General features: G+C 63.3%; 12 protein-coding genes. 7 read left to right on the top strand and 5 right to left on the bottom strand.

Features of this window, described 5'->3' with window-relative positions; all coding sequences use genetic code 11:
* The 3 genes from DEVEQU_RS14945 to DEVEQU_RS14955 form a co-directional block, all read right to left on the bottom strand.
* On the bottom strand, window positions 1-335 hold a 335-nt coding region (locus DEVEQU_RS14945), incomplete at its 3' end, for a hypothetical protein (RefSeq protein ID WP_206437863.1).
* An 81-nt stretch (window positions 336-416) separates the two neighbouring features.
* Entirely contained in the window at window positions 417-1,373 is a 957-nt protein-coding gene (locus DEVEQU_RS14950) for a DMT family transporter (protein ID WP_126151406.1), read from the bottom strand.
* Between the two features lie 70 nt (window positions 1,374-1,443).
* On the bottom strand, window positions 1,444-2,373 hold the full coding sequence (locus DEVEQU_RS14955; protein WP_126151687.1) for a tyrosine recombinase XerC: 930 nt from the start codon (window positions 2,371-2,373) through the stop codon (window positions 1,444-1,446).
* Window positions 2,374-2,449: 76 nt separating this feature from the next.
* Between DEVEQU_RS14955 and DEVEQU_RS14960 the strand changes: the two genes are divergently transcribed.
* Both DEVEQU_RS14960 and DEVEQU_RS14965 read left to right on the top strand, forming a co-directional pair.
* Window positions 2,450-3,457, top strand: a complete 1,008-nt coding sequence (locus DEVEQU_RS14960; RefSeq protein WP_164550428.1) for an omptin family outer membrane protease — start codon at window positions 2,450-2,452, stop codon at window positions 3,455-3,457.
* Between the two features lie 92 nt (window positions 3,458-3,549).
* Window positions 3,550-5,718, top strand: a complete 2,169-nt coding sequence (locus DEVEQU_RS14965) for a primosomal protein N' (protein WP_126151408.1) — start codon at window positions 3,550-3,552, stop codon at window positions 5,716-5,718.
* A 4-nt stretch (window positions 5,719-5,722) separates the two neighbouring features.
* Here the strand turns inward: DEVEQU_RS14965 and DEVEQU_RS14970 are convergent, their stop codons facing one another.
* Both DEVEQU_RS14970 and DEVEQU_RS14975 read right to left on the bottom strand, forming a co-directional pair.
* Window positions 5,723-6,010, bottom strand: coding sequence for a type II toxin-antitoxin system RelE/ParE family toxin (locus tag DEVEQU_RS14970; protein ID WP_164550429.1), 288 nt, complete (start codon window positions 6,008-6,010; stop codon window positions 5,723-5,725).
* Window positions 5,997-6,251, bottom strand: coding sequence for a type II toxin-antitoxin system ParD family antitoxin (locus DEVEQU_RS14975; RefSeq protein WP_126151410.1), 255 nt, complete (start codon window positions 6,249-6,251; stop codon window positions 5,997-5,999). The genes DEVEQU_RS14970 and DEVEQU_RS14975 overlap by 14 nt, the downstream gene beginning before the upstream one ends.
* Window positions 6,252-6,683: 432 nt before the next feature.
* Between DEVEQU_RS14975 and DEVEQU_RS14980 the strand changes: the two genes are divergently transcribed.
* The 5 genes from DEVEQU_RS14980 to DEVEQU_RS15000 all read left to right on the top strand — a co-directional run bounded on the left by DEVEQU_RS14980 (window position 6,684) and on the right by DEVEQU_RS15000 (window position 11,662).
* Window positions 6,684-7,244 (top strand): F0F1 ATP synthase subunit delta, encoded by a 561-nt coding sequence (locus DEVEQU_RS14980; RefSeq protein ID WP_126151411.1) that lies wholly within the window; start codon window positions 6,684-6,686, stop codon window positions 7,242-7,244.
* On the top strand, window positions 7,245-8,780 hold the full coding sequence (gene atpA, locus DEVEQU_RS14985) for a F0F1 ATP synthase subunit alpha (RefSeq protein ID WP_126151412.1): 1,536 nt from the start codon (window positions 7,245-7,247) through the stop codon (window positions 8,778-8,780). It begins immediately after the preceding gene.
* A gap of 22 nt (window positions 8,781-8,802) precedes the next feature.
* The gene (locus DEVEQU_RS14990) at window positions 8,803-9,690 is read left to right on the top strand and encodes a F0F1 ATP synthase subunit gamma (RefSeq protein ID WP_126151413.1); all 888 of its coding nucleotides are present in this window, start codon (window positions 8,803-8,805) and stop codon (window positions 9,688-9,690) included.
* A gap of 21 nt (window positions 9,691-9,711) precedes the next feature.
* Window positions 9,712-11,151: a F0F1 ATP synthase subunit beta gene (gene atpD, locus DEVEQU_RS14995; protein ID WP_126151414.1), complete on the top strand. Its 1,440-nt coding sequence runs from the start codon at window positions 9,712-9,714 to the stop codon at window positions 11,149-11,151.
* Window positions 11,152-11,236: 85 nt separating this feature from the next.
* A complete protein-coding gene (locus DEVEQU_RS15000; protein WP_126151415.1) occupies window positions 11,237-11,662 on the top strand; it encodes a F0F1 ATP synthase subunit epsilon in 426 nt (141 codons plus the stop codon).
* Window positions 11,663-11,844 lie beyond the last annotated feature (182 nt).

Genomic DNA, 11,844 nt, shown 5'->3' on the forward strand with positions numbered 1-11,844 from the left:
GTTCCCGGCAGGGGCGGGGGCGTCCCCGGCTGCCCCTGAGGGGGTGGAGGCGGCGTACCGGCGTCGTCCTTGAACGTGACCTTGCCCGCTTCGAAGGCGGCGCGGCAGTCGGTGGCGTCCTTCATGCGGTCCGCTTCCACCAGTTCCTGGGCGGCGCCGGGGCCGGTGAAGCGCGGATCGTCGCATTCGCCATCCTTGGCCCAGGGCGAGGAATCGTCGCCAAAATCGATATTGGCCGCATTGGGCGTCGGTTGGGCCCATGCCGGCGCCGTGAAGCTGGTGGCCAGCATGAGGCTCACCATCGCCCCGCCCATGAGTGTGTTCAATGCACGCATCGGTGTCCTCCAATTGGGCCAGCACTATAGAAGCGACAATATAGCGGCTTTGCGGCAGGCACACATCGTCGTGAGGAAGAATTATTTGCCGGCGCGGGCGGCGCGGCTTTCCTGGCGGGCGAACCAGGATGAGCCGAACAGCACGAGGGCGGTGCCGATGGCGTGGATCCAGGTGAACTCCTCGCCCAGAATGAACACGGCCAGGACGATGGTGACAACCGGGCCGAGCGAGGCGGTGGAGGAGGTGGCGCGGGCGCCGATGCGGGCAATGCCGGTATTGAGCAGGAACGAGGGCAGCACCGTGCCGAAAATGCCCAGCATCAGGCCATAGAACCAGACATGATTCGAGAGTTCGCCATAGGCGGCGGGACCGTCGGCCAGAAGGCTTTGCCCGATGGCGAGCACGGCGGCGGTGGACATGCCGATACAGGTAAAAAGCCCAGAGCCGATGACCAGCATCTGCCGGCGCGCCAGGTGCTGGTAAAAGGCGAAGGTGAGGGCCGAGCCCAAGACCAGCGCGGTGCCGATGAACAGGCCGTCGGGGCGCATGGTGAGGTTCCAGGCGAAGATGACCAAAAGCCCGCCATAGGTGACCAGCATGGCCGGCATCAGCCGCCAGTTCATGCGGTCGCCGAAGAACCAGACCCCGAACAGCAGCACGAAGAACGGATAGGTGAAGAGCACCAGCCGCTCATATTGGGCGGAGACGAAGGCCAGGCCGGCAAAATCGAGATAGCTCGAAAGATAATAGCCGAGACTCCCCACCGCCATGGAAGCCAGCAGGCGGCGCGGGGTGAGCAGGGCGCGGGTCTGCGGATTGCGGCGGAGCAGCACAAGCAGAATCACCAGATAGACAGGGAGCGCCACCAGCATGCGCAGCGCCAGGACGATTTCGGTCGAGGCGCCCTCGGCGAAGGCCAGCTTGATGAAAATGCCCTTGGTCGAGAACAGCGCCGCGCCGGTCAGGGCAAAGCCATAGCCGAGCATGTCGATCGAAGCCGCTTGCGGCGCGGGACTGGGTGTTGAGGGGCTGGTCATGACCCATCCATAGGCTTGGCGGCGGCAGCGTCAAAGCCCCCGTCGGGGCCTTTCCGTCCAATTGGCGCGCTTATCCGCGCGGATGGGCTTTTGCGTAGCTTTCGAGGAGCCGGTCGGTATCGACGGCGGTGTAGATCTGGGTGGTGGAGAGGCTGGCATGGCCCAATAGCTCCTGGATGGAGCGCAGATCGCCGCCCTTGCCGAGCAAATGGGTGGCAAAGGAATGGCGCAGGGCATGCGGCGTGGCGGAGGGCGGCAGGCCCAATACCGAGCGCAATTGCTCCATGCGCAGCTGGATGAGCCGGGGCGACAGCACGCCGCCGCGCACGCCGCGGAACAACGGCTCTTCGGGCCAGAGCTTGAAGGGGCTGAGCTCGCGATAGAGATCGATGGCCCGCCGCACCGGCGCGATCAGGGGTACCATGCGCATCTTGCCGCCCTTGCCGGTGACGCGCAGCACATCGGCCTCGAGATCGGCGCCGGTCAGCGCCAGGGCTTCGGAAATGCGCAGCCCGCAGCCATAGCAGAGCGCGATCACCGCCATGTCGCGCGCGCCCACCCAGGGGCGCTCTTCCATTTCGCCCGCCGTGTCGATGGTGGCGCGGGCTTCTAGAACGGTCAGCGCCTTGGGCAGCGAGCGACCGATTTTGGGGGTGCGGATGACGTTGAGCGCTTCCACCGACACCACGCCCTGCCGTTCGAGATAGGCAAAAAAGCTCTTGAGTGCGGACAGCACCCGCGCCAGCGAGCGCGAGCCGAGGCTTTCGCTGCGGCGCTGGGCCATGAAGGCGCGAATGTCGGCGCCGCGCAGCTCGCGCAACGACTTGAGCGTCACCGGCCCACCCATGTGATCGGCTAGGAAGGACATGAACTGGGTGAGGTCGCGGCCATAGGCTTCGAGCGTCTTGGGCGCGAGGCGCCGCACGGCGCCGAGCTCGGTCTGCCAGCCGGCAAGCTGGGCGCGCACGAAATCATCGGTGGCAAAGGCGGCGTCGGTCATGACTGAAGTGTCAACGGACATGGTAAACCCTGTCTTAACCTGGGCATGGTCAACTGGTCGCACAAGGAGATTTCCCGTGCGCTCCATCCTTTTCGCTCTTTCGACTGCCACTGCCCTTGCCACGCCCGCGCTCGCGGCCGACCAGAGCCTGGTCTATCAACCCGGCAAGGGCGATCCGATCGCCTTTCGCGGCGGCTTCGGCACCGAGGATTATCGGCACGCCGTCTCCGATAGCGACAGCGTGCGGGTGCAGGCCGGAATCGGGGCGGCCTTCATCGAGGCCAATGAGCTCGTCTATAACGGCGACAAAACGCTGAGCCAGCTGATCTGGCAGAGCCGCGCGCCGGTGCTGCGCGGCAATCTGTCGGCCGATCTTGGTGGCGGGTTCAGCGTCGGGCTGGAAGGCAGCGTCGCCGGTTACGGCGCCTCCTATATGGAGGATTATGACTGGACGGGGCCGAGCGACAATTTCGGCAGTTGGACAGACCGCTCCCAGCATCCCAGCACCAATCTCGACCATTTCTGGACCGGCGCCGCCAGCATCGGCTATGATCTTTCGCGCACCGACCAGGCGCTGGTGCGGCTGCAGAGCGGCTTCAAATTCACCGATGTGCAATGGACCGCCCATGGCGGCTCCTATGCCTATTCCTCCCCAGGCGGCTTTCGCGACCTGATCGGGGATATGCCCCCTGGCCGCGGCATTACCTATCGCCAGCAGCTTCCCGAAGTGTTCGCCGGCGTTGAAGGCGAGCAGCATTATGGCAATATCCGCATCGGTGGCCTGTTGCGTGGCGGCCTGACGGTCAATGCGCTGGGAACCGACAATCACTGGCTGCGTGACCTCAAATTCGTCGACCAGCTCTATGTCTCCCCGACACTGACGGCGGGCGCGGATGTGGGCTATGCCATCGGCCCTATGGCCGAAGTGGTGCTGGGCGCACGCTATAGCCAGATTTTCCGCCAACGCGGCGACAGCCAGATGTTCATCGGCTCCACCAGCACGCTGGTGAGCGCCACCGGGGGCGGCGCGGGGGGCGATTTCCGCAGTGTCGAACTCACCGCGAGCCTGCGCGGTAATTTCTGAAGCATGTGGGACAGCGCGGCCGATTTCGGCCGGCTTGTTCTTGCAGAATCAGCTGATGCTCCTATGTTCTGACGCGAACAGAACGGGCACAAATGCTGGATCATCCCGACATCGTCGCCGTCATGGTCGGCGTGGCCGTCGAAGGCCCCTATAGCTATCGCGTGCCTGCCGGCATGGTGGTGGAGCGTGGCGCCATCGTTGCCGTGCCGCTGGGGCCGCGCCTGGTGCTGGGCGTGGTCTGGGGTCCGCCCAAGGATAATATCGCTCATAACCGCCTGCGCGAAATCGCCCATGCCTATGACGTTCCGCCCCTGTCAGGGGAGTTGCTGGCTTTGGTCGAGTGGGTAGCGCGCTACACTTTGGCGGCGCCGGGTCAGGTGCTGCGCGGCGTGTTGCGCTCGCCCGAAGCGCTGGATGCACCCAAGCCTGTCATCGCCTATCGCCGCACCGGGCATGAGCCGGAAAAGCTGACGCCGGCGCGGCTGCGGGTGCTCGATTGCCTGATGGACGACATGGCCTGGCCCAAGCCGGCGCTGATCGGGGCCAGCGGAGTGTCGCCTTCGGTAATCGAGGGGCTGGAACGGGTCGGGGCGCTGGAAAAGCTCGAAATGGCGCCGCCGCCCGTGGTTTTGCCGCCTGATCCCGATGGCAATCCATCGGTGCTCAACGCCGAACAGCAGGCGGCGCTGGACCAGATCAGGGCGCTCGACCCCCAGCAGTTCGGGGTGGCGCTGCTCGACGGAGTGACCGGGGGCGGCAAGACCGAGGTGTTTTTCGAGGCGGTGGCCGACACATTGCGTGCCGGCCGTCAGGCGCTGATTCTGCTGCCTGAGATCGCGCTTACCAATACTTTCATCGACCGCTTTACCCGCCGCTTCGACACCAGGCCCGCCGAATGGCATTCAGACATGACCCCGGCGCAGCGCGCCAAGGTGTGGCGCGGCGTGCTGGACGGCACGGTGAGGGCGGTGGTGGGGGCGCGCTCGGCGCTGTTCCTGCCCTTCCGTGAACTGGGCCTTATGGTGCTCGATGAGGAGCATGACGGCGCCTATAAGCAATCGGACGGCTTTACCTATCACGCGCGCGACATGGCCATCGTCCGCGCCAATCTCGCGCGGGCCCGGGTGGTGCTGTCCTCGGCCACGCCCTCGGTGGAATCACGCAACAATGCCAATCAGGCGCGCTATGCCCATGTGCGGCTCGAAAGCCGTTTTGCGGCTGCTGCCATGCCCGATGTCACCGCCATCGACATGCGGACCGACGGACCGGAAAAGGGCGAATGGATCGCCCCGATCCTGGCGCGGGAAGTGTTTGCGGCGCTCGATCGGGGCGAGCAGGCGCTGTTATTCCTCAACCGGCGCGGCTATGCGCCGCTGACCCTGTGCCGCTCGTGTGGCCATCAATATCAATGCCCGAATTGCTCGGCCTGGATGGTGGAACACCGGTTTCGCGGCGTGCTCATGTGCCATCATTGCGGCCACGAAATGCGCACGCCCAAGAGCTGCAGCGCCTGTGGCGAGGCCGATAGCCTGGTGGCCGTGGGCCCGGGCATCGAGCGTATTGCCGAGGAGGCGGCGGCGCGCTTTCCCGATGCGCGGCGGGTGCTGCTGTCGACCGATATGGGCAGCCATGGGCAATTGCGCGAGCGCTTCGCCGAGGTGGAGCGGGGCGAATATGATCTGATCATCGGCACGCAGCTGGTCAGCAAGGGGCACCATTTCGAAAAGCTTTCGGTGGTGGGGGTGCTCGACGCCGATCTCGGCCTCGCCCATGGCGATCCGCGCGCTGCCGAAAAGACCTTTCAGATCCTGACGCAGGTGGCGGGGCGGGCCGGACGGGCGAGCCGGCACGGCAAGGCGTTTTTGCAGACCTATCATCCCGACCATCCGGTGATGAAGGCCATGGTGTCGGGCGATCGCGAGGCTTTTTATGCGCAGGAATTGCTGGCGCGCGAGGCGGGTGGGATGCCGCCCTTTGGACGGCTGGCGGCGCTGATCATCTCGGCCAATGAGCAGGCGGGCGCCATGGCCTATGCGCGCACGCTGCTGTCGGCGGCGCCGATGGCAGAGGGGGTGCGGCTGTTCGGGCCGGCCGATGCGCCTGTTTCAATGATTCGCGGCCGCCATCGGGTGCGGCTTCTGGCCCAGTCGGGCAAGGACTTTGATCTTTCCGGTTACGTCCGCTTCTGGCTGGCAAGCGGTGAACGGCCCAAGGGCGACATCAAGGTGCAGATCGACATCGATCCGATGAGTTTTATGTGAGTGGTTAGAGGTTTTTGCCGACATCCATGCCTTGGTGAAGAATTCGCAAGACGGTCAAGGTCTTTGGCTCGATGCGGAAGTAGATGGCATGAGACCCGATCAGACTCTTCAGGACGCCCGGATAGTTATAGGCGGGAAGACCAATGAGCTTGCCGACTGCAAGGTCCTCCAGACGATTTGCAATCCGGTTGTAATAGCTTTTCGCCGTCGTTGCCGACCAATTCTCTATTCCATGGTCCCAGATGCCGCGCCAGTCCTCTCTGGCCAAAGGCTTGAGGTCAATTGCCCTCATGGGCATGACGGCTTTGTAGTTCAGCGAGAAACGCATCGCGGTCAAATGGCGTTGCCGGCCCCGATTCTTCTCCGGCCCTGATGGCGTCATGCAGCGCTTTGACCTTGGCTTCGTGCTCCTCTAGTAGGCGCAACCCAGCGCGGATCACGTCGCTGGCGGAGCCGTAGCGTCCGGTTTCGACCTGATCGTCGACGAATTCGGCGAAGTGATCGCTTAGAGAAACGGATGTATTGCGAGCCATGACGTTGCCTCCTGATAGGGGATGATACCAAAATTTGGTATTTTGGCAGAGCAAGTTGCGATATCTGCCGGTCGACCCCGCCACTCCGGCATAGCCGTCATGGCCTTCTCGGCTCAAATCGGTCCACTAGACCGATTTGCCCTGTGGGGCGCCTTGCCATTCGAGCATAGCTCTCATGGCCTTCTCTGCTAGAAAGGCTCCACTGGAGCCTTTCTCCCTGCGGGACGCCTCGAAGCCTGCGACACTTTCGCCACAATTGAATCGCGTTGCCAAGCCTTGCGTGGCGCGCCGGGCTTATGTTAGAGCGAGCGCGACTTTAGAGGGGTCCGGCTCGAACCCCGTTTCCGAGCACGTCCAAGCGTTCATAACCCGCCCGGGGCTTCCAATAGCGAAGCTGACAACAGGGCAGGCCAGAAAGAGGGTGAAGCGGCATTGGCAGCGCAGAATTCAGTGCTTACCCAGATCGCGCGGCCATATGCGTCGGCGCTGTTTGATCTCGCAGAGAGCGAGAACCAGCTGGCCCAGGTGGAAACCGGGCTTTCCGATATTTCCCGCCTGATCGGCGAAAGCGATGATTTCGCGCGTTATCTCCGCTCGCCGGTGATCACCAGCGACGTCAAGGCTGCGGCCCTCGATGCCATTATCGGCAAGGCCAAGGTCAATCCGCTGGTCGCCAACTTCCTGCGCCTCGTGGCGCGGAACGGGCGCCTGTTCGCGCTCGACCAGATCATTGTCGGTTTCCGCGAGCTGGCCGCTGCCGCCCGTGGCGAAATGACTGCCGAGGTGACGTCGGCTGCCCCCCTGACCTCGGAACAAGCTTCGGCCCTCGCCGAGACGCTCAAGGCCAAGCTGGGCAAGACCATCACACTCAACCAATTCGTCGATCCCTCGCTGATCGGTGGCCTTCAGGTGAAGGTCGGATCGCAGATGATCGATTCTTCGCTCAAGACAAAACTCGCTGCGATGAAAATCGCCATGAAAGAGGTCGGATAAATGGACATCAAAGCCGCGGAAATCTCTGCGATCCTCAAGGACCAGATCAAGAATTTCGGCCAGGAAGCCCAGGTTTCCGAAGTCGGCCAGGTTTTGAGCGTTGGCGACGGTATCGCCCGCGTCTACGGCCTCGACAAGGTGCAGGCCGGTGAGCTCGTCGAGTTCCCGGGTGGCATCAAGGGCATGGCGCTGAACCTCGAAACCGACAATGTCGGCGTCGTGATTTTCGGCAATGACCGTTCGATCAAGGAAGGCGACGTCGTCAAGCGTACTGGCGCCATCGTGGACACCCCCGTGGGGCCGGGCCTCCTCGGCCGCGTGGTCGACGGTCTCGGCAATCCGATCGACGGCAAGGGCCCGATCGAGCATACCGAACGCCGCCGCGTCGACGTCAAGGCTCCCGGCATCCTGCCGCGCAAGTCCGTGCACGAGCCCATGTCCACCGGCCTCAAGGCCATCGATGCGCTGATCCCGATCGGCCGCGGCCAGCGCGAGCTGGTTATTGGTGACCGCCAGACCGGCAAGACCGCCATCATTCTTGACACCTTCCTCAACCAGCGCCCGGCACACGATGCCAACGCCTCGGACACCGACAAGCTCTACTGCATCTACGTCGCCGTGGGTCAGAAGCGCTCCACCGTCGCCCAGTTCGTGCGTCAGCTCGAAGAATCGGGCGCTCTGCCCTACTCGATCGTGATCGCAGCAACCGCCTCCGATCCGGCACCGCTGCAGTATATCGCGCCGTTCACCGGCTGCGCCATCGGCGAGTGGTTCCGCGACAATGGCAAGCATGCCGTGATCGCCTATGACGATCTGACCAAGCAGGCCGTTGCCTACCGCCAGATGTCGCTGTTGCTGCGCCGTCCGCCGGGCCGCGAAGCCTATCCGGGCGACGTGTTCTACCTGCACTCCCGTCTGCTCGAACGCGCCGCCAAGATGAACGAAGACCACGGTCTGGGTTCGCTGACTGCGCTGCCCGTCATCGAGACGCAGGCCAACGACGTGTCGGCCTATATTCCGACCAACGTGATCTCGATCACCGACGGCCAGATCTTCCTCGAGACCAACCTGTTCTTCCAGGGTATCCGCCCGGCCGTGAACGTCGGTCTCTCGGTGTCCCGCGTGGGTAGTTCGGCCCAGATCAAGGCGATGAAGCAGGTTGCCGGCTCGCTCAAGGGTGAGTTGTCGCAGTATCGCGAAATGGCCGCCTTCGCCCAGTTCGGTTCGGACCTCGACGCCGCCACCCAGCGTCTGCTGAACCGTGGTGCCCGTCTCACCGAGCTGCTCAAGCAGCCGCAGTTCTCCCCGCTCAAGACGGAAGAACAGGTTGCGGTGATCTTTGCCGGCGGCCAGGGCTATCTCGACAGCATTCCGGTCACCAAGGTGCAGGACTTCGAAAAGCACGTTCTGTCGAACATGCGCTCGAAATATGCCGACATCCTCAAGACCATCGCCGCCGAAAAGGCTCTGAGCGACGACACCCGCGCCAAGCTGAAGTCGGCTCTGGATGAGATCAAGAAGACCTACGCGGCTTAAGCCCTGAAGGAGACGACAGGCAATGCCGTCGCTAAAGGACCTCAAAAACCGGATCGACTCGGTCAAATCGACCCAAAAGATCACCAAGGCCATGCAGATGGTCGCGGCGGCCAAGCTCCGTCGCGCCCAGGAAGCTGCCGAGGCCGCGCGTCCCTATGCCGAGCGCATGGGCAAGGTGCTGGCAGCGCTTGGCGCCGTCTATGATGGGCAGGAAAACGCCCCGGTGCTGCTTGGCGGCACGGGCAAGGATCAGGTGCATCTGCTGGTGGTTGCCACCGGCGAGCGCGGCCTGGCCGGCGGTTTCAACTCCTCCATCGCCCGCCTGGCGCGCGATCACGCTGCCAAGCTGATCCGCGAAGGCAAGACGGTCAAGATTCTGACCGTTGGCCGCAAGGGTCATGACATTCTGCGCCGGCAATATCCGGAACTGATCGTCGACACCTTCAACTTCCGCGAGATCAAGCAGGTCGGGTTCACCCAGGCCGAGCTGGTCGCCAACAAGGTGCTCGCCATGTTCGCCGCCGGCGAATTCGACGTGGCCACCCTGTTCTTCGCCAAGTTCGGCAGCGTGATCAGCCAGGTGCCGACGGCCCAGCAGATCATTCCGGCCAAGCTCGAGCGCATCGAGGGCGAAGGCAATGCCGCCGCTCCCGCCGTGCCCTATGAATACGAGCCGAACGAAGAAGCGATCGTCGAAGACCTGTTGCCGCGCAATATCAGCGTGCAGATCCTTCGCGCCCTGCTCGAAAACTCTGCCTCGTTCTACGGTGCGCAGATGTCCGCCATGGACAATGCGACCCGCAATGCCGGCGAAATGATCGGTAAGCTGCAGCTGAGCTATAACCGCCAGCGTCAGGCCCAGATCACCAAAGAACTCATCGAAATCATCTCGGGCGCGGAAGCGCTCTAACCCATCAGCGAGGACGAACAAATGGCAGAGAAGAAGGCCGGTCGCGTTTCGCAGGTCATTGGCGCCGTCGTTGACGTGGTGTTCGACGATCACCTGCCCGCCATCCTGAACGCGCTTGAAACCACCAATAATGGCCAGCGTCTGGTCCTGGAAGTGGCGCAGCACCTGGGCGAAAACGCTGTGCGCACCATCGCCATGGACACGACCGAAGGTCTGGTTCGCGGCACCGAAGTGTCCGATACCGGCGCTTCGATCTCGGTGCCCGTCGGTGACGAAACCCTGGGCCGCATCATGAACGTGATCGGCGAGCCCATCGACGAAGCAGGCCCGATCCCGGCCGCTGCCCGTCGCGAAATCCACCAGGATGCGCCCGAATTCGTCGAGCAGTCCCCGGAAAGCCAGGTGCTGGTCACCGGCATCAAGGTCGTGGACCTGATCGCTCCCTACGCTCGTGGCGGCAAGATCGGCCTGTTCGGCGGCGCCGGCGTGGGCAAGACCGTGCTGATCCAGGAACTGATCAACAACGTCGCCAAGGCCCATGGTGGTTACTCGGTGTTCGCCGGCGTGGGTGAACGCACCCGCGAAGGCAACGATCTCTATCACGAAATGATCGAATCGGGCGTGAACAAGGACCCCAAGGAACATGGTGGCTCCGCCGCCGGCTCCAAGTGCGCCCTGGTGTTCGGCCAGATGAACGAGCCCCCCGGTGCCCGTGCCCGCGTGGCGCTGACGGGCCTCACCGTCGCCGAGAATTTCCGCGACAAGGGCCAGGACGTGCTGTTCTTCGTGGACAACATCTTCCGCTTCACCCAGGCCGGCGCCGAAATGTCGGCTCTGCTGGGCCGCATCCCCTCCGCCGTGGGTTACCAGCCGACGCTGTCGACCGACATGGGCGCGATGCAGGAACGCATCACCACCACCACCAAGGGCTCGATCACCTCGGTGCAGGCCGTTTACGTGCCCGCCGACGACTTGACCGACCCGGCCCCGGCCACGACCTTCGCTCACCTTGACGCGACGACCGTGCTCAACCGCGCCATCTCGGAAAAGGGTATCTACCCGGCCGTGGATCCGCTGGCTTCCAACTCGCGTATTCTCGACGCGAACGTTGTGGGCGTCGAGCACTACGAGACCGCCCGTCAAGTTCAGGCGATCCTGCAGAAGTACAAGGCTCTGCAGGACATCATCGCCATCCTGGGCATGGACGAGCTCTCCGAAGAAGACAAGCTGACCGTGGCCCGCGCCCGCAAGATCGAGCGCTTCATGAGCCAGCCCTTCGACGTGGCCGAAGTGTTCACCGGTTCGCCGGGCGTGTTCGTGCAGCTCGAAGACACCATCAAGGGCTTCAAGGGCCTGGTGAATGGTGACTACGATCACCTGCCGGAAGCCGCCTTCTACATGGTCGGCACCATCGAAGACGCCGTTGCCAAGGCCCAGAAGCTGGCCGCCCAGGCTGCCTAAGCTATCCAATCCGGGCTCGCCGCCAGCGGCGGGCCCTGCGCCTAAGCTCGAGCTTTCGGGCTCTCTCCGCTAAGGGACCAAAAATATGGCTGAAGGCCTCAAGATCGAGATCGTTTCGCCCGAGCGCCTGGTGCTGTCGGAGACCGTCGTGTCGGTCACCGTCCCGGGCACGGAAGGCTATTTCACGGTGATGAACGACCATGCGCCGTTCATGACCACGCTGCGTCCCGGCTTCATCACCGTGACCAAGGATGCCGGCCATGCCGACATCTATTTCGTCAAGGGTGGCTTTGCCGATGTGTCGCCGTCCGGGCTGACCATCCTGGCCGAGCGTTCCATTCCCTTCGCGCATTTCGACCATGGCGATCTGCAGACGCAGATCAAGGCCGCCGAGGAAGAACTGGCCCGCGCCGCTTCGCCCGAGGACAAGTCCTATGCCCAGGAAGTGGTATCTGGCCTGTTGAACCTCGCCATCGAGGCCCAGCAGATCAACGGCGCCCACGTCCATTAAGGCATTTGATCTGCCGACCATACTGTAAGGCCGCTTCCTCTGGAGGCGGCCTTTTTGCTTTTAATTTGAGCGCCTTGCCCAGCGTTTAGGCAAGTCATTGATATAATTAGAAATTTTCCGTGATGCAACGTCGAGTTAACATTTAGGCCCCAGTCTCTGAGCTCAGGGAGCGGGTGGTGTCC

Source organism: Devosia equisanguinis (genome assembly GCF_900631955.1).
Taxonomy (GTDB): Bacteria; Pseudomonadota; Alphaproteobacteria; order Rhizobiales; family Devosiaceae; genus Devosia; species Devosia equisanguinis.

Bases quoted from the DNA above. Each gene is read 5' to 3' on its own strand.
- DEVEQU_RS14950 (WP_126151406.1), bottom strand. From the start codon at position 1,373: ATGACCAGCCCCTCAACACCCAGTCCCGCGCCGCAAGCGGCTTCGATC.
- DEVEQU_RS14955 (WP_126151687.1), bottom strand. From the start codon at position 2,373: ATGACCGACGCCGCCTTTGCCACCGATGATTTCGTGCGCGCCCAGCTT.
- DEVEQU_RS14965 (WP_126151408.1), top strand. From the start codon at position 3,550: ATGCTGGATCATCCCGACATCGTCGCCGTCATGGTCGGCGTGGCCGTC.
- DEVEQU_RS14970 (WP_164550429.1), bottom strand. From the start codon at position 6,010: ATGAGGGCAATTGACCTCAAGCCTTTGGCCAGAGAGGACTGGCGCGGC.
- DEVEQU_RS14975 (WP_126151410.1), bottom strand. From the start codon at position 6,251: ATGGCTCGCAATACATCCGTTTCTCTAAGCGATCACTTCGCCGAATTC.
- atpA (WP_126151412.1), top strand. From the start codon at position 7,245: ATGGACATCAAAGCCGCGGAAATCTCTGCGATCCTCAAGGACCAGATC.
- DEVEQU_RS14990 (WP_126151413.1), top strand. From the start codon at position 8,803: ATGCCGTCGCTAAAGGACCTCAAAAACCGGATCGACTCGGTCAAATCG.
- atpD (WP_126151414.1), top strand. From the start codon at position 9,712: ATGGCAGAGAAGAAGGCCGGTCGCGTTTCGCAGGTCATTGGCGCCGTC.
- DEVEQU_RS15000 (WP_126151415.1), top strand. From the start codon at position 11,237: ATGGCTGAAGGCCTCAAGATCGAGATCGTTTCGCCCGAGCGCCTGGTG.